The following is a 19,508-nucleotide window of genomic DNA, read 5'->3' as shown; positions in this document are numbered from 1 at the left end:
CCGATTCCCGCCGGTCGGTGGGGAGTCCCGCGGATACTCTCGACGCATGAGAACGACTCCCCTTCACGTCCGACGGACGACGAGCCCCCTCGGCCGCATCGAGGTGGGCAGCGACGGCGATGCGATCGTCTCGCTCGCCATCGAGCAGGCCGGTCTGCTCCCGCACGAGCACCTCCCGGAGTCGGACCTCCCGGTGCTCCTGCGGGCCGTCGAGCAGCTGGACGAGTACTTCGACGGGACCCGCCGCTCTTTCGATCTGCCGGTCGCTCTGCGCGGCACGCCCTTCCAGCTCGAGATCTGGCGGCGGCTCCAGGCTCTGGGCTTCGGGGAGATCACCTCCTACGGCGCACTGGGCACGGCCGCCGGTCGCCCCCGGGCGGGCCGGCCGATCGGCGGAGCGGTCGGTGCGAACCCGGTGCCGATCATCGTGGGCTGCCACCGCGTCCTCGCGAGCGACGGACGGATCACCGGCTTCAGCGCGGGCGAGGGCGTCGCCACGAAAGCCTGGCTTCTCGATCACGAGGGGATCCCCCACCGATGAGCACGGCCGACGGACTCGTCGAGGGAGAGGACGGCCTGGTCCGCTGCGCCTGGAGCGGCGCGGATCCGGAGTACCGCCGCTACCACGACGAGGAATGGGGCACCCCGCTGCACGGAGATCGCCCGCTGTTCGAGAAGATCTCCCTCGAGGCGTTCCAGTCCGGCCTCTCCTGGATCACGATCCTCCGCAAGCGGCCGAGGTTCCGCGAGGCCTTCGACGGCTTCGATCCGGCCCGGGTCGCCCGGTACGACGACACCGATGTCGAGCGGCTGATGGAGGACAGCGGCATCATCCGGAACCGCGCGAAGATCATAGCCACCCGGGACAACGCCCGGGCCGTGCTCGCGCTCCTCGAGCAGAGAGGCGAGGGCGCGCTCGACGAGCTCGTGTGGTCCTTCCACGATCCGAACGTCGAGGACCGGGTGGTCCGAGCCGCCGACGTCCCTGCGACGACGCCCGGGTCGACGGCGCTCGCGCGAGCGCTGAAGGCCGCTGGGCTCCGCTTCGTCGGACCGACCACCGCGTACGCGCTGATGCAGTCGGCCGGAGTCGTCGACGACCACCTCACCGGCTGCTGGCGCCGACGCTGACGCCTACGACTCCGGCACGACGAGGTCGAGCTCTCCCGTGTGCCGGTTCTCGGCGAGCAGGAACCCGCGCCCGGCCGCCCACGCCGAGAGCTCGCCGAGCGACTCCGTCGCCACCCGGTCCTCCGCCAGCGCCCTGACGAAGCGCCCCTTGCCCTGCTTGTTGAAGTGGTTCAGCGACCGGAGGACGCCGTCGGCCCCGCGCGAGCGGACGCGGACGAAGAACCGCCCCTCGCCCGCAGGAACCGGTCCGAGCGCCGCGTACGCCTCGCTCCGCAGATCGAGGACGAGCCCGTCGAGCGCGCTCAGCACCCGCCCGGCCTCCGCCGCCCACCACCGCTTGAGCGGTCTCCCCGGCACACGGGAGTCGTGGGACAGACGGTAGGCAGGGATCAGGTCGAGGGCGCGGATCGGCCCCCAGAGCGCGGACTGCACGATCGCCGTCCGACCGAGCACCTCCCGTGCACCGGAATCGAGGCTGCGCGCGTCGAGCGCATCGAAGAGCACCCCGTCGAAGCGGTCGACCGCGGGGAGACCTGCCGCGGTCGCGAGCCCCGCGTTGCGATCGATCTCGCCGAACTGACGCGGACCGAGCTTCAGCACCCGGGCAGAGAGCTCGCGGTCCCCGGCCAGCGCGATCAGCGCCTCCGCCAGCTCGCGCCGCTTCGCGTGGAGCTCGGGGAAGGCGAGCGACTCGAGCACGAACGGCTCGTCGCCGCCGTCGCGCTTCGTCTCGGACGGTGGCAGCAGGACGTGCATAGGACTCCTTCGGAGAAGAGGGACGGGCGGCACGACGAAGGGGCCGGACGATCGCGATGATCGTCCGGCCCCTCCGTGCCGCGGTGAGCGGCGGTGTACTAGACCAGCGATGCCTGACGGGCGACCACGGTCACCACGTCGTTCTCGACGGACAGGAAGCCGTCGTCGGCCTGCGCGGTGAGACGCGTGCCGTCCAGGGCCGTGACGCGCACCTCGCCGGTGGCGAGGATCGCGAGCATCGGCTCGTGGCCGGCGAGGATGCCGATCTCGCCCTCGACCGTGCGAGCCGTGAGCTGCTTCGCCTCTCCGGACCACACCTCGGCGTTCGCGGACACGACGCTGACCTTCAGGGTCCCGGCCATGATCAGCCGTTCTCCTTCTGGATCTGGGTCCACTTCTCCTCGACGTCCGAGATCGAGCCGACGTTGAAGAACGCCTGCTCGGCCACGTGGTCGAACTCGCCCTTGGTGATCGCGTCGAACGACTCGATCGTGTCCTTCAGCGGGACGGTCGAACCCTCGACACCGGTGAACTTCTTCGCCATGTAGGTGTTCTGCGAGAGGAACTGCTGGATCCGGCGCGCACGCGACACCGTGATCTTGTCCTCCTCCGACAGCTCGTCGACACCGAGGATCGCGATGATCTCCTGCAGCTCCTTGTTCTTCTGCAGGATCTGCTTCACGTTCGTCGCCACGCGGTAGTGGTCGGCGCCCAGGTAGCGGGGGTCGAGGATGCGCGAGGTGGACGTGAGCGGGTCGACGGCCGGGTAGAGGCCCTTCGACGCGATCTCACGGGAGAGCTCGGTGGTCGCGTCGAGGTGGGCGAAGGTGGTCGCCGGCGCCGGGTCGGTGTAGTCGTCGGCGGGGACGTAGATCGCCTGCAGCGAGGTGATCGAGTGTCCGCGCGTCGAGGTGATGCGCTCCTGGAGCACACCCATCTCGTCGGCGAGGTTCGGCTGGTATCCCACCGCGGAGGGCATGCGGCCCAGGAGGGTCGACACCTCCGAGCCGGCCTGAGTGAAGCGGAAGATGTTGTCGATGAAGAGCAGCACGTCCTGCTTCTGCACATCGCGGAAGTACTCCGCCATGGTCAGTGCCGACAGGGCGACGCGCAGACGCGTTCCCGGCGGCTCGTCCATCTGGCCGAAGACGAGCGCGGTCTTGTCGAAGACGCCCGCCTCCTCCATCTCGGCGATGAGGTCGTTGCCCTCACGGGTGCGCTCGCCGACGCCGGCGAACACGGACACTCCACCGTGGTCCTGCGCGACGCGCTGGATCATCTCCTGGATGAGGACGGTCTTGCCGACGCCCGCGCCGCCGAACAGGCCGATCTTGCCGCCCTGCACGTACGGAGTGAGCAGGTCGATGACCTTGATGCCGGTCTCGAACAGCTCGGTCTTGGACTCGAGCTGGTCGAACTGCGGGGGCTTGCGGTGGATGGGCCAGCGCTCGGTGATCTCGAACGACTCGCCGTTGATCTTCCCGTCGGCGTCGGCGTTGAGCACCTCGCCGATCACGTTGAAGACCTTGCCCTTGGTCACGTCGCCGACCGGGACCGAGATCGGCAGGCCGGTGTCGTGGACCTCCTGGCCGCGGACGAGTCCGTCGGTGGGGTTCAGGGAGATGGCCCGGACGAGGTCGTCGCCCAGGTGCTGCGCGACCTCGAAGGTCAGCTTGCTCGAGACGCCCTCGACCTCGACGTGCGTGTAGAGCGCGTTGTAGACCTCGGGGATCGCGTCGTGGGGGAACTCGATGTCAACGACGGGGCCGGTGACGCGGGCGATGCGGCCGATGGCCCCGCCCGACGTCCCGGTCGCCGCCTCAGGTGCGGTCAGTGTCATTGCTACTTCCTTCTGTGGTCTCACCGCTCCCGGAGGGCGGAGTCGAAACTGTGTGGAGCGGAGCCCTCTTACTTGGAGGAGGACAGGGCGTCGGCGCCGCCGACGATCTCGGCGATCTGCTGCGTGATCTCGGTCTGGCGGGCGTTGTTGGCGAGACGCGTGTAGGTCTTGATCAGCGTGTCCGCGTTGTCGCTCGCCGACTTCATGGCCTTCTGGCGTGCCGCGTGCTCCGAGGCCGCCGACTGCAGCATCGCGTTGAAGATGCGGCTCTCGACGTACACGGGCAGGAGGCGGTCGAGGACCGTCTCGGGGTCGGGCTCGAACTCGTAGAGCGGGTACAGCTCGCTGTTCTGCTCCTCGGCGCCCTCGACGACCTCGAGCGGCAGCAGCCGGACGACGGTCGGCTGCTGGGTGACCATGCTGACGAAGCGGTTGTAGACGAGGTGGATCTCGTCCACGCCGCCCTCCTCGTCATCGAGGTTGTACGACTCGACGACCGCGTCCGCGATCTCCTTCGCCGTCTCGAACACGGGCTGGTCGGTGCCGCCCGTCCAGACGCGGACGCTGGCCCGCTTCCGGAACGAGAAGTACGCGTTCGCCTTGCGGCCGACCAGGTAGAAGACGACCTCCTTGCCCTCGCTGCGCAGCAGCGCGGCCAGCTCCTCGGCCTCCTTGAGCACGCTCGAGGAGAACGCGCCGGCGAGGCCGCGGTCGGAGGTGAAGATCACGATCGCGGCCGTGTCCAGCTTCTCGCGCTCGGTCGTGAGCGGGTGCTCCACGTTCGAGTAGGTCGCGACAGCGGACACGGCGCGCGTGATCGCGTTCGAGTACGGCGCCGCGGCAGCGACGCGGTTCTGCGCCTTCTGGATGCGCGAGGCCGAGATCAGCTCCATGGCCCGAGTGATCTTCTTGGTCGTCTGGGCCGAGCGGATCTTCGACCGGTAGACCCGGAGTTGCGCTCCCATGTGTCTCCTGTTGTCCTAAAAGTGGCGAATCGTCAGGGTGCCGCTGGTCAGCGACGGCCCTTGACGATCTTCTCCTGGCCGACCTCGTCGGCCGCGATGGCCTGGTGCTCCTCGCGCCCGACCGAGGCGAGCGGCTTGCCCTCACCGGTCTGGAACTCCAGCTTGAAGCCGTCGACGGCACGGTTGAGCTCGGCGACGGTGTCGTCGGAGAGCACGTTGGTGTCGCGGAGGGTGTTCAGCACCTGGGTGTTGCGGCCCAGGTAGTCCAGGAGCTCGCGCTCGAAGCGCAGCACGTCGGGGACCGGAACCTCGTCGAGCTTGCCGTTCGTTCCGGCCCAGATCGAGACGACCTGCTCCTCGACGGGGTACGGCGAGTACTGCGGCTGCTTGAGCAGCTCGGTCAGGCGGGCGCCGCGGGCGAGCTGACGGCGCGATGCGGCGTCGAGGTCGGAGGCGAACATCGCGAAGGCCTCGAGCGAGCGGTACTGCGCCAGCTCGAGCTTCAGCGTGCCGGAGACCTTCTTGATCGACTTGACCTGCGCGTCGCCGCCGACCCGCGAGACCGAGATGCCCACATCGACCGCGGGACGCTGGTTGGCGTTGAAGAGGTCGGACTGGAGGAAGATCTGGCCGTCGGTGATCGAGATCACGTTGGTCGGGATGTAGGCCGAGACGTCGTTCGCCTTGGTCTCGATGATCGGGAGACCGGTCATCGAGCCGGCGCCGAGCTCGTCGGACAGCTTCGCGCAGCGCTCCAGCAGACGGGAGTGCAGGTAGAAGACGTCACCCGGGTACGCCTCGCGTCCCGGCGGGCGGCGCAGGAGGAGCGACACGGCGCGGTAGGCCTCGGCCTGCTTCGACAGGTCGTCGAAGATGATCAGGACGTGCTTGCCGCCGTACATCCAGTGCTGGCCGATGGCCGAGCCGGTGTAGGGGGCGAGGTACTTGAAGCCGGCGGGGTCGGAGGCGGGGGACGCGACGATGGTCGTGTACTCCATCGCTCCGGCGTCCTCGAGCGCGCCCTTCACCGAGGCGATGGTCGAGCCCTTCTGGCCGATGGCGACGTAGATGCAGCGGACCTGCTTGTTCGTGTCGCCCGACTCCCAGTTGGCCTTCTGGTTGATGATCGTGTCGATCGCGATGGCCGTCTTGCCGGTCTGGCGGTCGCCGATGATGAGCTGGCGCTGGCCGCGTCCGACCGGGATCATCGCGTCGATGGCCTTGATGCCGGTCTGCAGCGGCTCGTGGACCGACTTGCGCGACATGACGCCGGGAGCCTGGAGCTCGAGGGCGCGGCGGCCCTCGGAGGCGATCTCGCCGAGTCCGTCGATCGGGTTGCCGAGCGGGTCGACGACGCGGCCGAGGTAGCCGTCGCCGACGGGGACCGAGAGGACCTCGCCGGTGCGGGTGACCTCCATGCCCTCCTCGATGCCGGAGAACTCGCCGAGGACGACGACGCCGATCTCGTTCTCGTCGAGGTTCTGGGCCAGGCCCAGGACGCCGTTGGAGAAGCGGATGAGCTCGTTGGCCATGACGCCGGGGAGGCCCTCGACGTGGGCGATGCCGTCGGCGGCGTCGATGACGTAGCCGACCTCGGTGGTGGAGGCCTTGCCCGGCTCGTACGACGAGACGAAGTCCTTCAGCGCGTCGCGGATCTCATCCGGGCTGATGGTGATATCTGCCATGGGAATTCCTATTCGTTGGGTCCGTGCGAGCCGAAGAGGTCGTCGGGGCCTGACCTGGATGGTGCGGGGGTCGAGGGCAGTGCCCTCTGAGGATACGTGCGCCCGTCAGGACGCGAGCTGGAGCTTCAGGTCGGACAGCCGTGCGGAGACGGTTCCGTCGATGACCTCGTCGCCGACGTGCAGGCGCATTCCGCCCAGGAGGGAGGGATCGACCACGACGTTGACGGAGACCGGTCGGCTGTACTGGCGCGTGAGCGCCGAGCGGAGCCGGTCGAGCTGCTCGGGGGCGATCGGTGCGGCGACCGAGACCGTGGCGAGGATGAACCCGCCCTGGTCGGCGACCACGCCTGCTGCGAAGCGGACGAGCTCCGGGATGCGGCGACCGCGCGGGTGCGCGATCAGCTGCCGGAGGATCGCCAGCGTCTCGGCCGCGGCCTTGCCCTCGAGGAGGCGCTGCACGAGCGCGACCTTCGAGTCGGCGGCGGCGAGCTTGCTGCCGAGCGCGAGCTCGAGCTGGGCGTCGGAGGCGACGACCTCGCCGAAGGAGTGGAGCTCCTTCTCGAGGTTGACGCCCTCCGGAGCGGAGGACGCGATCGCGCGGACCCCGACCTCCTCGACCCCGGCGACCATGTCGCTCGGGCTCGACCAGCGGTGGCCGACGATCACGGTGAGCAGGCGCTTGGCCGGCTCGCCGAAGGGACCGAACACGCGGGCGACGAGAGCCTGCTTGCTGCTCGAGTCGGCGCTCGGGTCGGCGAGGGCCCCGCGCAGCTGCGCCTGGCCGTCGATGATCCGTGCGGCCTCGAAGAGCTGCTGGGCCGTGTCGAGGGACGCCTGACCGGCGAGGGCGGAGAGCTCCGCCTTCGCCGATGCGAGTGCCTGCCTGGACGCGCTGCCCATCAGTTGTTCGCCTTCTCCGAGGCCTCGAGGTCGGCGAGGAAGCGGTCCACGATCGCGGACGCCTTCGCGTCGTCGTTGAGGCTCTCGCCGATCACGCCGGAGGCGAGATCGATGGCGAGGGTTCCGACTTCGGAGCGGAGCGAGACCACGGCGGCCTGACGGTCCGCCTCGATCTGGGCGTGCGCGTTGTGGAGGATGCGCTCGGCCTCGACCTGCGCCTGCTCCTTCTTCGCCGCCACGATCGCGTTGCCGTCGGCGTTCGCCTTCTCACGGATCACTCCGGCCTCGGCGCGGGCCTCGGCCAGCTGGGCGGTGTACTTCTCGAGGGCGGCCTCGGCCTGTCGCTGGGCCTCGTCGGCCTTCGCGATGTTCCCCTCGATCGCGGCGGAGCGCGCGTCGAGCATCTTCTGCAGGCGCGGCAGGACCAGCCTCCAGAAGAAGAACAGCAGGATGAGGAAGATCACCCCCGACCAGAAGAAGTCGTAGAACTCCGGGATCAGAATGACCGCGGGGACGTCACCTTCTTCCGCAGCGATGTTCACAGCGGTGCTGAACACGACTACGCCGCGAAGATGAAGTAGGTGGCGAGGCCGATGAGCGCGAGCACCTCGGTGAACGCGATGCCGAGGAACATCGTGGTCTGGAGGCGGCCGGCCATCTCGGGCTGGCGCGCCATGGCCTCGACGGTCTTGCCCGCGACGATGCCGACACCGATGCCGGGGCCGATCGCTGCGAGGCCGTAACCGACCGTCGCGATGTTGCCGGTGAGTTCGGCGAGAACGGTGACTGAGTCCACGAGTGGGTCCTTTCAGTGGGGTGATCGTGAGAACGGGCGGGAGCCCGTGAGTAGTGGGGTCAGTGCTCCTCGGCGACGGCCAACTGGATGTAGACCGCAGCGAGGAGGGTGAAGATGTAGGCCTGCAGCACGGCGACGAGGAGCTCGAAGAGCGTGAACGCACCGCCGAAGGCGAAGGTCACGACGCCGAAGAGCTTGAAGCCCGGGTCGATCTGGGAGCTGAAGAGGAAGAACTGCGTGGCCGAGAAGCACAGCACCAGCAGGAGGTGGCCGACGATCATGTTCATCACGAGCCGCAGCGCGAGCGAGAGCGGACGGATGATGAACGTCTGCAGCAGCTCGATCGGCGTGAGAATGAAGTAGATCAGGAACGGCGCTCCGGGCGGGAACAGGGCGTTCTTGAAGAAGCCCATCCCCCGGTCCTTGATGCCCGCGTAGATGAACGTCACGTAGGCGACCAGGCCGAGGAAGAGCGGCATGCCCACCACGGAGGTCCCCGCGATGTTCAGGAACGGGACGATGCCGGTCAGGTTCATCGAGATGATCGCGAAGAAGATCGTCACGAGGATCGGGAGGAACCGGCGCGCGTCCTTCTCGCCGAGGATGTCCTTGGCGATGGTGACGCGGACGAAGTCGAACGCGAGCTCGACGACGTTCTGGAAGCGGCCGGGGACGAGGCGCAGCTTGCGCGTCCCGAGCCAGAAGAACAGCATCAGTGCGATGACCGCGATGAAGCGGACCAGCATGACGCGGTTGATCTCGAAAGGGGTTCCCTCGAAGAGGAAACCGGGCGGGAAGAACTCGGAGATCGACGGGGTGTGGAAGTCACTCTCACCGGTCGAGGACGAGACCAACAGGGTCACAGCGTTAGCAAACAGCGCTAGCTCCTGGAATTCGGGGCGTGGCACGTTGCAGCCGACCGAATCGAATCATTCGGACGCAACGCTCTCGCGACGACGAAAGGTGGGGTTTTCCGCTCGGACGGCGATCGTGCTCGACGACCGCCATCAACGATGAGACGATCTGAGGACACGTTCGCCTGCGGGATTCGTCCCTACTGTAGCAACAGAACGGCCTGAGAGCCGAATCGTGGTCCTCTCAGGAACCGTTCGGCTCGTCCTCATCGAGCGATGTCGCTGACGTTCGGCATACGCGAGCGCGAGACGACGAGGACGTCGATCACCAGGGACCCCAGGACGGCGACGATGATCGTGACGAACATCGCGGTGCTGTTCAGCCACGGCTGATCGCGCAGGACCAGGGCGGCGATCACGAACAGCACGAACTTGGCGAGCCACGTGCCGAGGACGACGGCGAAGAACCCGCCGATGTCGAGGCGGTTGGCGACGAGGATGCTCGCGGCGGTGAGGAGCACCATCACGCCGCCGACGATCGCGCCGAGGAGGGCTCCGATCGCGCCCTCTCCCCCGGCGGCGATCCCGCCGACGACGGTGCCGAGAACGGCCAGGGCGAGCACGAAGAGGCCGCCCACGACCAGCGCGCGGCGCAGGACGGGGACGGACGCGGGCTGCGGACGGGGGGTGGCCGGGGAGGCTCCGGTCATGATGCTTCCTTCCGCGCCGTGGTCGGCGCTGTCGTGTCCCGGTCGATCGGGAGTCCGGCCGGCGGACGGAGCAGCTCCGTCGAGGACGCGCGGTCGAGGGGGTCGAGGACGGGTGAGGCCTCCGCGGACTGCGCCGCCGCCTCGAGCCGCTTGCGGCGGCTGAGCGGGGCGAGCGTGACGACGGTGCAGACCAGCAGACCGACTCCGAGGAAGACGAGCGGGACCCACAGCACGTCGACCACGAACATCAGCAGGCAGCTGACGGCGACGACGGCGGTCCACGCGTAGAAGATCAGCACGGCGTGCAGGTGGGAGTGCCCCATGTCGAGCAGGCGGTGGTGCAGGTGCTTCCGGTCGGCGCTGAACGGCGACTTTCCCGCGCGCAGGCGCCGGATCACGGCCAGGCCGAAGTCCATCAGCGGCACCACGAGGATCGCGAACGGCAGGATGATCGGGATGAACGCGGGCAGGAGCTCCTTCGCCGCGAGCTGGGCCGGGTCGATCTGGCCGGTGACCGCGATCGCGGAGGTGGCCATCAGCATCCCGATCAGCAGTGCGCCGCTGTCGCCCATGAACATCCGCGCCGGACGCCAGTTGATCGGGAGGAATCCGGCGCAGGCGCCGACCAGCAGGACCGCGATGAGCGAGGCCAGGTTGAAGTAGTCGGTGGGCGAGGTCTGCTGCACCAGCAGGTAGCTGTAGAGGAAGAAGACGCCGTTGGCGATCAGGGCGACGCCCGCCACGAGGCCGTCGAGGCCGTCGATGAAGTTGAGAGCGTTGGTGACCAGGACGATCGCGAGCACGGTGATGATCAGCGACATCCACGGCGAGCCGACGGTCAGGCCGCCGATCGGCAGGGAGACGATCTGCACGCCCTTCCAGGCGATCAGGCCGGCGGCGATCAGCTGACCGGCCAGCTTCGTGGTCCAGTCCAGGTCCCAGATGTCGTCGGCGACGCCGATGAGGACGATGAGCAGGCTCGCGCCGAGGATCGCGAGGATCGGCTCGGGATTGGCGAACACCAGCCGGAAGTAGGGCAGCTGAGAGGCGATGCCGAAGCCGACGAGGATCCCGAGGAACATCGCGATGCCGCCCAGGCGGGGGGTCGGCCGCGTGTGCATGTCCCTGACGCGGATCTTCGGGTAGAGCCGGTACTTCAGGCTCAGCTTCCAGATGACCCACGACAGCGCTCCGGTCACGAGCGCGACCGCGAGCGAGACGAGGGCGAAGGTGATCACCGGTTACTCACCCGGAGCGGAGTCGGTGCGGGCGGCGCCTGTGCCGGTGTCGGGCGTCGGCGCGTTCGTGCTCGACGAGCCCGTGTCCGGCGCATCGGCGGAATCGACGGGAGCGGAGTCGCCGGGCGCGGAGTCGTCCTGCAGGCGGGCGCCGGAGGCCCAGTCGGGGCGCGCTGTCGGGGTCCGCTCGAAGGCGTACGGGTCGCTGCCGGTCGCGGTCTCGGCGGGCTCCTGCTGGTCCCCGGCCTGCGCCGCGCCGACCGTGGAGGCGTCTGGCTCCGACGTCTCGGCGCGGGGCGCGTCCGGATCCGGCAGCAGGTCGCCGACGACCTCGCGGATCCGCTCGGCCGACACGACGCCCTGGCGCAGGATGCGCAGGGTGCCGCCCTCGAAGCTCAGCGCTGTCGCATCGACGATCGTCGAGGACTCGCTGGCGCCCGCGGGGCGGTCGCTGTAGCGCGATCCGGCGGCGCCGGCGTCGAGATAGACGTCGACGGAGTCGCCGAGCTGGTCGAACGCCTCCTGTGCGGTCGTGGCCGAGGGCTGCCCGGTGCGGTTGGCGGAGGAGACCGCCAGCGGACCGGTCTCGGCGAGGAGCTCGATCGTCACCGGGTTGTCCGGCATGCGCAGCGCCACGGTCCCGCGCGTCTCGCCCAGGTCCCAGACCAGCGAGGGCTGGGCGTGCAGGACGATGGTGAGCCCGCCGGGCCAGAACTCGCGCGCGAGGTCGCGCACCGCCTCCGGCACGTTCTCGGCGAGGGCGTCGAGGGCGGCCACGTCCCCGATCAGGACGGGCGGCGGCGACTGCCTCGTCCGTCCCTTCGCGTCGAGCAGGCGCTGGACCGCGGCGGCGTCGAACGCGTTGGCCGCGACGCCGTAGACGGTGTCGGTGGGGATCACCACGAGCTCGCCGCGGCCGATGGCCGTCCGCGCGAGACGGGTGCCGGTCAGGAGGTCCGTGTCGACGGAGCAGTCGTAGATGCGTGCCATAACGGGTCGATGATACCGGCGCGGTCCGTGTCCGGACCGGCTGCGGCGCGGCGGTCGCGTCAGCGCCGCCCGAGGCCGGGGCTCCGCGGCCGTCGCAGCGGCGCCCGACCCGTGCCGGCCGAGGCCGCCGGAGCGCTTCCATGAGGCACTCGGCCTGGCGCGGCGGGCGCCTCCGCCGACAGGACGCCCACGAGCGCCACGGAGACCGCGAGCGTCGCGAGCGAGTGCTGATCGCCGAACCAGGTGGTGTTGTCGGCCATCCCGTGCAGGAACGTCCAGAGGACGGCGACGGCGAGCGCCCCGACGGCGACGGCCTCGTTCCGGGCGACCCGGAGGAGCAGGCGCACGACGGCGACGGTGGCGAGGAGGAGGAACGCGAGGACGGGGAGCGCGATCAGGAGCCCGCCGTTGGTCCACGCGGTGACGAGGAGGTTGTGAGGCGGGCGCGGCTCGCTGTGCTGGGTGAACTGCGACCCGCGCGCCAGCCACAGCTCCTGCCATCCGCCGTACCCCAGCCCCAGCAGCCAGTTGTCGGGGAACGCACTCGCAGCCAGGCGCAGGAAGTCGCCGCGGGCCCCGAGCGTGAGCAGGCCCGCCTCCGCCAGCTGAGGGAAGGACACGGCGACGGCGTACACGGCCGTGATCCCGGAGGGGATGGTGATCATCCAGGCGACCGGACCGAGGCTGCGTCCCTTGAGTCCGCGGATCGCGGCGACCAGCAGGGGCAGGACGATCGCGAGGACGATCGCGGTCTTGGACAGCGTGAAGAGGGCGCCGACCAGCCCGGCGACGGCGACGAGCAGGAGGAGCCTCCCCCGCTGCCGTCTCCAGACGGCGAAGGCCAGCGCGCCGGTCGTGGCCATGTACATCGAGGCGATGTTGCCGTTGAGGAAGAACCCTCCCGACTTCTCCTGCAGGACGTTGTTGAAGGACGTCGTGAAGATGTCCCGCACGTAGATGTCGGAGAACAGCACCGCGTCCGGCCACCGGAGGTAGGCGGTCTCCTGCACGGGATCGAGCTGGAAGAGGATCGTGAGCGTCACCTGGAGGAGGAACACGGGCGCCGCCCAGCCGAGGGCGCGGCCGACGACACGCCAGGCGCCGTCGCCGAGCCCGCGGACGGCCAGGTACGGAGTGAGGAAGGAGACGACGGAGACCACGTCGCGCAGCGCGGCCGCGCGTGCTCCGGAGTAGGTGAGCGCGAAGAGGGTGCCGGCGATCACGAGGAGGACCACGACCACGAACCGGTCGATCCGCCCGCCGCGCAGCCGCGCGACGGAGTACGGGAGGAAGAGCAGGCTCCAGGCGACCGGAGCGGTGACGGGGCCCAGGGTGTAGAGCTGCACGACGCTCAGCGCCAGGAGCACTGCGAGGAAGACGAGGACGATCCGCTCGTGCCGCCGCTGAGCGGGATCCGCCGGCGCGCGCGACGGCAGCCCACGGGTCTTCGGAGCGTCGGTGACGCGGGTCGCGGCGATGACGGAGGGATGAGAGGCGGTCGGGCGGCGGAGGAGGGCGTCGTCGGCGTGGCGGCCCATGTCAGAGCCGTTCCGCGGAGGTGCCGGTGGCGGCCTCCGTCTGGCGGAGCGGAGGAGCGGCGCGCCGATTCCGGGACGACGGGCCGACCTCTCGCGGCGGAAGGGTCGTCCGCGGTCGCCGGTCCGGAGCGGGAGGCGGATCGAGCAGCACGGGAGAGGCGGTGGCGTCGGCGGACGCGAGCGGGAGAGGGGATGCAGGTGGCATGTCGCGCCGACACTAATCGCGCGGCACGAGCCTCGACGGGCTTGGCGCGGAACGTCGATCCGCGTGCGCGCGGCGGTCCCGCGCGTCAGCCACGGGGGTGTGCCAGCAGCTCGTCCGCGCGGCGGGCGATGCCCGGCCAGCCGAAGTCCGCCGCTCGGCGCCGCGACGCCGCAGCGACCTCCGCGCGCCGCCGGGGATCGCGCAGCGAGGCGATGAGGGCGGGGAGCTCCGCGAGGACGGCGTCCGCGACCTCCTCCTCCGTGCCCGGCGGGACGAGGACGGATCCGTCGACCACTCCGTCGGAGGTGCGCAGGATCTCGGGGAGGCCTCCGCGCTCGACGGTCACGACGGGGATCCCCCGCGAGAGCGCCTCCACCACCACCATCCCGAACGGCTCGTCCCAGCGGCAGGGGTAGAGCAGGAGCGCCGAGGAGCCGAACAGCTCCAGCAGGTCCTCGTGCCGGAGGAACGGGAGCCGGCGCACGACGCCGGGCAGGGCGGCGACAGCCTCGTCGAGCGCTCGGACGTACGGGGTGGGCGTCGCATCGTCCCCGAGGCCCGATGCGCCGGCGATGACCAGTCGCAGATCGGCGCCGTGCTCGGTCCGCATCCGCCTCACGATCTCGACGGCCTCGCGGGCTCCCTTCTCGGCCACCAGTCGCCCGGCGAAGACCGCCTCCGCAGTCCCGCCGAGCGGCGCCGGCGGGACCTCGGGCGGGGGGACGACCCCGTTGTACAGGACGGCTGTGGCGATCAGGCCGTACCGGTCGACCGCTCGGGCGCGCAGGAACTCGCTGCAGAAGATCCACTCGTCGACCGCGTCGAGGTAGCGCCGGGCCGCGGCGGGATCGGGCGGCAGGTGATCGAGCAGGTCGTTGTGCAGGTGCGCGACGATCCGCCCCCGGTAGCCCAGGCGGCGCAGGCGCACGGCGTAGCGGGGGCGGTTGTGGATCCAGACCGTCGGGACACGGCGCAGCGACGGAGCGAGCACCAGCAGCCAGAAGCGCCCGCCGAAGGACAGCCGGCGCAGCTCGGCGCCGGGGTCGCTGTCGCGCCGATGCGCCAGGAGGAGTGCCGCGCGCCGCTGGACCGCGTAGATCCGCCGGTACAGACGATGGGGCCTGACGTCCACGCCCGGTGACGCCGACGACCACGGCGCGTGCACGGCGATCCGGAGCGAGGACCGGGACACCGTCTCGCGGACCCAGGTCGCCACGGCTCCCCCGCTGCCGTCGAAGCGCTCCTCGGCGGCCAGCACCACGGCGACCTCGACCGGGGCGGCGGCGCCGGGCCGGAACCGGGCGGGCAGTCGTGACAGGACGAGCGATCGCGCCTCGGCGATGTCGCGCCCCGGCGCCAGGAGGGCGGTCGCTCCCAGCACGAGGCCCGCGAGCGCCAGCTCCACCGGGAGCAGCCGCAGGGGCGCGCCCTCGGGGAGGATGCGGAGCAGGAGCAGCACGATCGCCATCGGTGCGGCGAGCAGCGGCCCCGCGGCGCACGCGCGCAGGAACGCTCCGAGGCGCACTCCGAGCACCACCCGCAGCACGGCGCAGGTGACGGCGAAGCCGAGAGCGCTCGAGAGCAGCAGCCCGCCGATCAAGCCGTCGAGTCCGAACAGCACTCCCCCGCCGACGATCATCGGGACCGTGATCGCGGTCTTCACGATGTTCACGACCAGCCCGAACCGCACCCGGTCCATCGCCATCAGGATGAAGCCGACCGGATTGCCGATCGCCCGCACCGCGCCCACTACCGTCAGTGCGCTCGTCATGCCCGCGATCCAGCCCCAGCCGGGTCCGTAGAACAGTCGCACGATCTCCTCGGAGCGCAGCGCCACCAGCATCAGCGGCGGAATGCTCGCCATGCTGAGCACCGCGGTGACGCGGAGGTGGTTCCGCGCGACGCGCTCACGGTCGTGCTGGATCGAGGAGAACACCGGGAACATCACCCGCGTCACGATCGGGTTGACCCTCGCGGGGAGGTTCACGGCGAGGTTGTATCCCAGGGTGTACCCGCCCAGCTGGGCCGGTCCGAGCAGGCGGCCGATCGCGAGCGAGCCGGCGTTCGAGCCCAGGTAGTTGACGATGCCGTCGAGGGTCTGGAAGACGCCGAAGGAGAGGAAGCGGGCGGTCTCGCGGATCCGGAACCGGAACCGCAGTCGGAACCAGCGCCGGGCCTGCACGAGGGCGAGCACGGAGCGCAGAGCCGCGGTCGCGACGAGCCCCCACGCGTAGGAGAGCGCCCCTCCGTCCGAGACCGCGAGGCAGACCGTCACGGCGAAGCCGCCGACGAGAGCGATCGTCTCGGACACGGCGACCGCTCGGAACCGGATCCCCTTCTCGAGCACCGCTCTCGGCACCTGCCCGGCTGCGCTGCCCACGAACACGAGCGAGGCGACGGTGAGGACCGGCGCCGCGGCGGCGGACCCGAGCAGGGAGGCGATCGGCGCGGCGCCCAGGAGGACGGCGACGGTGACCAGGAGCCCGACGGAGAGGTTGAGCCAGAAGACCGACGAGAGCTCGAAGCTGGTCGCCCGCCGGCGCTGGATGATCGCCTGGGCGACCCCCATGCCGAGGAAGATGTCGACGAACGCGTTGAGCAGGGCGACGATCGCGATGATCCCCATCTCGGAGGGGTCCAGCAGTCTCGCCAGGAGCGCGAACTGCCCGAGCTGCACGACGAGCGCGACGGCGAACGAGACCGCCGTCCAGGCGGTCGCGTCGACGGTGCTCCGGCGCAGGCTCACCTCTCCCGCCCGGCGGAGGCCGGACGGAGGCCAGGTCGCGGATCGTCGGCGCGGTGCTCGGCGCGGCTCATCCGCGATCTCCGTCCGTCGTCGACGCTGACCGCCCGGCCGCCCGGTCGTAGAGGTCCTCGAGGTCGCGGATCCGCTCGGCGAGGTCGAACGAGGCGAGCACGCGCTCCCGCCCGGCCGCGCCCATCCGCGTCGCGCGGTCCGGGTCCCGGAGCAGGGCGGCGAGCCCCCCGGTGAGGCCGGGCACGTCCCCCTCCGGGACGAGCAGCCCGGTGACGCCGTCCTCGACCGCCTCCGGGACGCCGCCGTGGTGGTACGAGACGACGGGGACGCCGGCGAGCGCGGCCTCGAGGAAGACCATGCCGAAGCCCTCGGAGTCGCCCGTCGCCGCGGTCCGCGACGGTGCGCAGAAGACCGCGGCGCCGGCGAGGAGGCGAGCGACCTCGGCGGGGGGCAGGGAGCCGGTGAAGGTCACCCGCAGGCGCAGCCGCGCCGCCTGCTCGACGAGCGCCTCCCGCAGGTGGCCGTCGCCGACGACGGTCAGGGGGACGTCGCGGATCGGTCCGGGGAGGGCGGCGACCGCCTCGAGCAGATCCGGGACGCCCTTCTTGTCGGTGAGGCGTCCGACGAAGACGATTCCCGCGCGCTCCGCAGCCGGTGCGGCCTCGGGGCGGGAGGTCGGGACGCCGATGTAGCCCACTCCGGTGCGCCGCGGGTCCGCCCCCAGGCGCAGGAGCCCGTCGGTGATGAAGCGGGAGACCCCGATCACCGCGTGCGCGGTGCGGAAGACGGCACGGGCCTCGAGGGCGCGGTGAGCGCGGGCGAGGGGTCGGAGCAGGCGCGGAGCTCCGGTCGCGAGCGGCCAGCTGGTCACGTCGTAGCCGTGCCCCGTCACGACGAGCGGGAGGCGCCTCCTCCGTGCGTACCGCGCGATGGAGACGGCGTCGATGAGGAAGTGCGCGTGGATGAGGGCGGGCCGGTGCTCATCGACGATCGCGTCGAGCCGTCGTGACACTCCGAACCACCGCAGGAGGAGGGACCGCCGCCCGCGAGGGGTGATCGGATCGTGCAGGACGATGTCCGTGCGGTCGTGGAGGACGCCCGAGCCGGTGCGCTCGAGGCCCACTCCGAGGGCGCGCCAGCGCTCGAGTCCGTGCATCTGATTGCGGACGAACGTCTCGGAGTCCTGCAGCCACGCGCGCTTCCAGACCAGGACCAGCGGCCTCTCGGCGGCGGCGGCGACTCCCGCGTGCTCAGCGGACGGCACGGCGCACCCGGTAGCGGAGGGCCGCGACCACGCTCGGCAGCACCCGCACGGCGTCGCCCAGATAGCGCCGCCAGAGCCTGCCGGGCTCCCGGCTGAGCCGGTGCGCCCACTCGAGGCCGAGGCGCTGCACCACGAGCGGCGCCCGCGGGATCCCGCCGGCGAGGAAGTCCACGGCGGCGCCGACGCCGAGGCACACCGCTCCCGTGCCGCCGACGGCGAGCAGGCGCTCGCGGACCTCCTCCTGCTTCGGGGAGCCGAGGCAGAGCGCGACGATGCGGACGTCGGCCGCGCGCAGGGTCGAGGAGAGGCGGGCGAGGTAGGCGTCGTCCGCGAGCTCGGCCGGCTCCGGCGAGACGACGACCGGCACCTGCAGCCCGGCGAAGCGCTGCTGCAGCTCGGCGGCTGCGCGATCGCCGACTCCGGGGCGTCCGCCGATGAGAGCGACCGGCGCACCCTCGAGCGCTGCGCGGCGGCAGACCTCGGTGAAGAGGTCGATGCCCGTCACTCGGCTCGCCGTGCGGTGGCCGTACGAGCGGGCCAGCCAGACCAGAGGAGCCCCGTCGAGCACCACGAGGGACGCCCGGCCGTAGTACCGCCGGAACTCGCCCGAGTGCTTCCAGCGCACGAAGTGATCGGTGTTCGGCGTGACGACCAGCTCGTCGCGGCCGCTCCGGGACAGCTCGAGCACGGCCTCCGCCGCCTCGTCGAGCGTGGTGATGCTGGCCGGCATCCGCTCGATGCGGCCGGTGATGTAGGAGGTCATGCCGATGCTCCTCGGGGGTCGGTGCGGGAGGGAGGGAATGGAGCGGGTGTGCGGAAGGGGTGGGCCGCGGCGGCCTGCACGGGGACGGTCACGTCGTCCATCGGGTGCTCCTCCGATCGGAGAGCCGGCGGCGGGAGTCGTGCACGGCGTAGAGGATCCGGCTGAGCGCCGTGAAGGCGGCGGGGACGTGCTTGAGCACCAGCCCCAGGACGAGCAGGCGCGGCGTCCGCGCGGAGCGGAGCACACGGACGTGCCGCAGCGCCTCCGATCCGAGCCGGACTCCGGTCTCGACGAGCGCCGGGTCGGAGTTCTGGCGGATCGGGGTGAGTGCGACGGGGACGGCGTAGAACCAGGTCGTGAACCAGTCCGACAGCGGGCGCGGCACCTCCTCGAACGTACGGGCGAGCGCCGCGCGCATCTCCTCGGCGCAGACCAGGAGGTTCCGGAGGTCCGGGTCGCGCCGACGGGTGATCGAGGACGCCGTGTGGATGTAGGAGTAGAGGATCTCCGGCACGAAGAGCACCCGTTCCGACGCCTGGACCGCCCGCAGCACACCGACGAAGTCGGACTGGGAGCTCAAGCGCGGGAAGAGCTCCTCCTGCAGGACGGCGCGGCGGAAGAGCTTGTTCCAGAGGAAGCCGTGCAGGCGCCCGGACGCCATCCGCTCGAGAGCGAGTTCGGACGAGACCAGTTCGCGCCGGTCGAGACCGTCGATCACGCGTCCGGAGGTCGACTGCCGGGTGCGGTAGAGCGCCCGGCAGACGACGACGTCGGCCGCCGTCCGCTCGGCCTCGGCGGTGAGGGTCCGGAGGATCTCCGTGTCCCATTCGTCGTCGACGTCCACGAACCAGACGAACTCGGAGTCGATGCCGTCGAGGGCGCGGTTCCGGGCGGAAGCGACGCCGCCGTTCTGCTCGAGGAGCAGGACCCGGGCGTCCTCGCGTCCCTCGGCCCACTTCTCGAGCACCTCCGCCGTGCCGTCCGAGGACGCGTCGTCGACGAGGACGACCCGCGTCCCCGGTCCGAGAGTGAGTGCGAGCCGCGCGAGGAAGCCGTCGAGCCGGGCGATCGCGTTGTAGCAGGGAGCCACGACGGTCACCGAGTGCACGCCCCCG

General features: G+C 70.8%; 19 protein-coding genes. 2 read left to right on the top strand and 17 right to left on the bottom strand.

What is annotated here, in order from left to right:
• The first annotated feature begins 46 nt into the window (after positions 1 to 46).
• Both C5C59_RS07100 and C5C59_RS07095 read left to right on the top strand, forming a co-directional pair.
• Entirely contained in the window at positions 47 to 541 is a 495-nt protein-coding gene (locus C5C59_RS07100) for a methylated-DNA--[protein]-cysteine S-methyltransferase (protein ID WP_104237591.1), read from the top strand.
• Positions 538 to 1,131: a DNA-3-methyladenine glycosylase I gene (locus tag C5C59_RS07095; RefSeq protein ID WP_104237590.1), complete on the top strand. Its 594-nt coding sequence runs from the start codon at positions 538 to 540 to the stop codon at positions 1,129 to 1,131. Before C5C59_RS07100 ends, C5C59_RS07095 begins: the two co-directional genes overlap by 4 nt.
• Positions 1,132 to 1,134: 3 nt before the next feature.
• Here the strand turns inward: C5C59_RS07095 and C5C59_RS07090 are convergent, their stop codons facing one another.
• The 17 genes from C5C59_RS07090 to C5C59_RS07010 form a co-directional block, all read right to left on the bottom strand.
• Positions 1,135 to 1,887 carry a YaaA family protein gene (locus C5C59_RS07090; protein WP_104237589.1) on the bottom strand — a complete coding sequence of 251 codons (753 nt, stop codon included), beginning with the start codon at positions 1,885 to 1,887 and terminating at the stop codon, positions 1,135 to 1,137.
• Between the two features lie 98 nt (positions 1,888 to 1,985).
• Complete coding sequence (locus tag C5C59_RS07085; RefSeq protein WP_104223026.1) at positions 1,986 to 2,249, bottom strand: F0F1 ATP synthase subunit epsilon; 264 nt, start codon at positions 2,247 to 2,249, stop codon at positions 1,986 to 1,988.
• Between the two features lie 2 nt (positions 2,250 to 2,251).
• Positions 2,252 to 3,727, bottom strand: coding sequence for a F0F1 ATP synthase subunit beta (gene atpD, locus C5C59_RS07080; protein WP_104223025.1), 1,476 nt, complete (start codon positions 3,725 to 3,727; stop codon positions 2,252 to 2,254).
• Positions 3,728 to 3,795: 68 nt separating this feature from the next.
• Entirely contained in the window at positions 3,796 to 4,692 is an 897-nt protein-coding gene (locus C5C59_RS07075) for a F0F1 ATP synthase subunit gamma (RefSeq protein WP_104223024.1), read from the bottom strand.
• Positions 4,693 to 4,739: 47 nt separating this feature from the next.
• Positions 4,740 to 6,377 carry a F0F1 ATP synthase subunit alpha gene (atpA, locus tag C5C59_RS07070; RefSeq protein ID WP_104223023.1) on the bottom strand — a complete coding sequence of 546 codons (1,638 nt, stop codon included), beginning with the start codon at positions 6,375 to 6,377 and terminating at the stop codon, positions 4,740 to 4,742.
• Between the two features lie 105 nt (positions 6,378 to 6,482).
• Positions 6,483 to 7,277 (bottom strand): F0F1 ATP synthase subunit delta, encoded by a 795-nt coding sequence (locus tag C5C59_RS07065; RefSeq protein ID WP_104237588.1) that lies wholly within the window; start codon positions 7,275 to 7,277, stop codon positions 6,483 to 6,485.
• Positions 7,277 to 7,834, bottom strand: coding sequence for a F0F1 ATP synthase subunit B (locus C5C59_RS07060; RefSeq protein WP_244229449.1), 558 nt, complete (start codon positions 7,832 to 7,834; stop codon positions 7,277 to 7,279). The genes C5C59_RS07065 and C5C59_RS07060 overlap by 1 nt, the downstream gene beginning before the upstream one ends.
• A 2-nt stretch (positions 7,835 to 7,836) precedes the next feature.
• A complete protein-coding gene (locus C5C59_RS07055; RefSeq protein ID WP_055794702.1) occupies positions 7,837 to 8,073 on the bottom strand; it encodes an ATP synthase F0 subunit C in 237 nt (78 codons plus the stop codon).
• A 59-nt stretch (positions 8,074 to 8,132) separates the two neighbouring features.
• Positions 8,133 to 8,936, bottom strand: a complete 804-nt coding sequence (gene atpB, locus C5C59_RS07050; protein ID WP_068254016.1) for a F0F1 ATP synthase subunit A — start codon at positions 8,934 to 8,936, stop codon at positions 8,133 to 8,135.
• A 257-nt stretch (positions 8,937 to 9,193) separates the two neighbouring features.
• Positions 9,194 to 9,637 (bottom strand): hypothetical protein, encoded by a 444-nt coding sequence (locus C5C59_RS07045; RefSeq protein ID WP_104223021.1) that lies wholly within the window; start codon positions 9,635 to 9,637, stop codon positions 9,194 to 9,196.
• A complete protein-coding gene (locus tag C5C59_RS07040; RefSeq protein WP_181065442.1) occupies positions 9,634 to 10,875 on the bottom strand; it encodes an MraY family glycosyltransferase in 1,242 nt (413 codons plus the stop codon). The genes C5C59_RS07045 and C5C59_RS07040 overlap by 4 nt, the downstream gene beginning before the upstream one ends.
• A 3-nt stretch (positions 10,876 to 10,878) precedes the next feature.
• Positions 10,879 to 11,865: an L-threonylcarbamoyladenylate synthase gene (locus tag C5C59_RS07035; protein ID WP_104237587.1), complete on the bottom strand. Its 987-nt coding sequence runs from the start codon at positions 11,863 to 11,865 to the stop codon at positions 10,879 to 10,881.
• Positions 11,866 to 11,924: 59 nt separating this feature from the next.
• Positions 11,925 to 13,403: an O-antigen ligase gene (locus C5C59_RS07030; protein WP_104237586.1), complete on the bottom strand. Its 1,479-nt coding sequence runs from the start codon at positions 13,401 to 13,403 to the stop codon at positions 11,925 to 11,927.
• 290 nt (positions 13,404 to 13,693) lie between these two features.
• Positions 13,694 to 16,354, bottom strand: coding sequence for an MOP flippase family protein (locus tag C5C59_RS07025; protein WP_104237585.1), 2,661 nt, complete (start codon positions 16,352 to 16,354; stop codon positions 13,694 to 13,696).
• A 67-nt stretch (positions 16,355 to 16,421) separates the two neighbouring features.
• Complete coding sequence (locus C5C59_RS07020) at positions 16,422 to 17,630, bottom strand: glycosyltransferase (protein WP_104237584.1); 1,209 nt, start codon at positions 17,628 to 17,630, stop codon at positions 16,422 to 16,424.
• A complete protein-coding gene (locus tag C5C59_RS07015; protein WP_104237583.1) occupies positions 17,617 to 18,393 on the bottom strand; it encodes a WecB/TagA/CpsF family glycosyltransferase in 777 nt (258 codons plus the stop codon). Before C5C59_RS07015 ends, C5C59_RS07020 begins: the two co-directional genes overlap by 14 nt.
• A gap of 88 nt (positions 18,394 to 18,481) precedes the next feature.
• A complete protein-coding gene (locus tag C5C59_RS07010; protein WP_219814000.1) occupies positions 18,482 to 19,501 on the bottom strand; it encodes a glycosyltransferase family 2 protein in 1,020 nt (339 codons plus the stop codon).
• Positions 19,502 to 19,508 lie beyond the last annotated feature (7 nt).

Source organism: Rathayibacter sp. AY1F4, from assembly GCF_002931775.1.
GTDB lineage: Bacteria > Actinomycetota > Actinomycetes > Actinomycetales > Microbacteriaceae > Rathayibacter.
This window is presented reverse-complemented; position numbering and strand designations above follow the sequence as displayed.

Excerpts from the sequence above, each read along its gene's own strand:
- C5C59_RS07100 (WP_104237591.1), top strand. The coding sequence starts at position 47 with ATGAGAACGACTCCCCTTCACGTCCGACGGACGACGAGCCCCCTCGGC.
- C5C59_RS07065 (WP_104237588.1), bottom strand. The coding sequence starts at position 7,277 with ATGGGCAGCGCGTCCAGGCAGGCACTCGCATCGGCGAAGGCGGAGCTC.
- atpA (WP_104223023.1), bottom strand. The coding sequence starts at position 6,377 with ATGGCAGATATCACCATCAGCCCGGATGAGATCCGCGACGCGCTGAAG.
- C5C59_RS07045 (WP_104223021.1), bottom strand. The coding sequence starts at position 9,637 with ATGACCGGAGCCTCCCCGGCCACCCCCCGTCCGCAGCCCGCGTCCGTC.
- C5C59_RS07030 (WP_104237586.1), bottom strand. The coding sequence starts at position 13,403 with ATGGGCCGCCACGCCGACGACGCCCTCCTCCGCCGCCCGACCGCCTCT.
- atpD (WP_104223025.1), bottom strand. The coding sequence starts at position 3,727 with ATGACACTGACCGCACCTGAGGCGGCGACCGGGACGTCGGGCGGGGCC.
- C5C59_RS07085 (WP_104223026.1), bottom strand. The coding sequence starts at position 2,249 with ATGGCCGGGACCCTGAAGGTCAGCGTCGTGTCCGCGAACGCCGAGGTG.
- C5C59_RS07075 (WP_104223024.1), bottom strand. The coding sequence starts at position 4,692 with ATGGGAGCGCAACTCCGGGTCTACCGGTCGAAGATCCGCTCGGCCCAG.
- C5C59_RS07015 (WP_104237583.1), bottom strand. The coding sequence starts at position 18,393 with ATGACCTCCTACATCACCGGCCGCATCGAGCGGATGCCGGCCAGCATC.
- C5C59_RS07090 (WP_104237589.1), bottom strand. The coding sequence starts at position 1,887 with ATGCACGTCCTGCTGCCACCGTCCGAGACGAAGCGCGACGGCGGCGAC.
- C5C59_RS07095 (WP_104237590.1), top strand. The coding sequence starts at position 538 with ATGAGCACGGCCGACGGACTCGTCGAGGGAGAGGACGGCCTGGTCCGC.
- C5C59_RS07035 (WP_104237587.1), bottom strand. The coding sequence starts at position 11,865 with ATGGCACGCATCTACGACTGCTCCGTCGACACGGACCTCCTGACCGGC.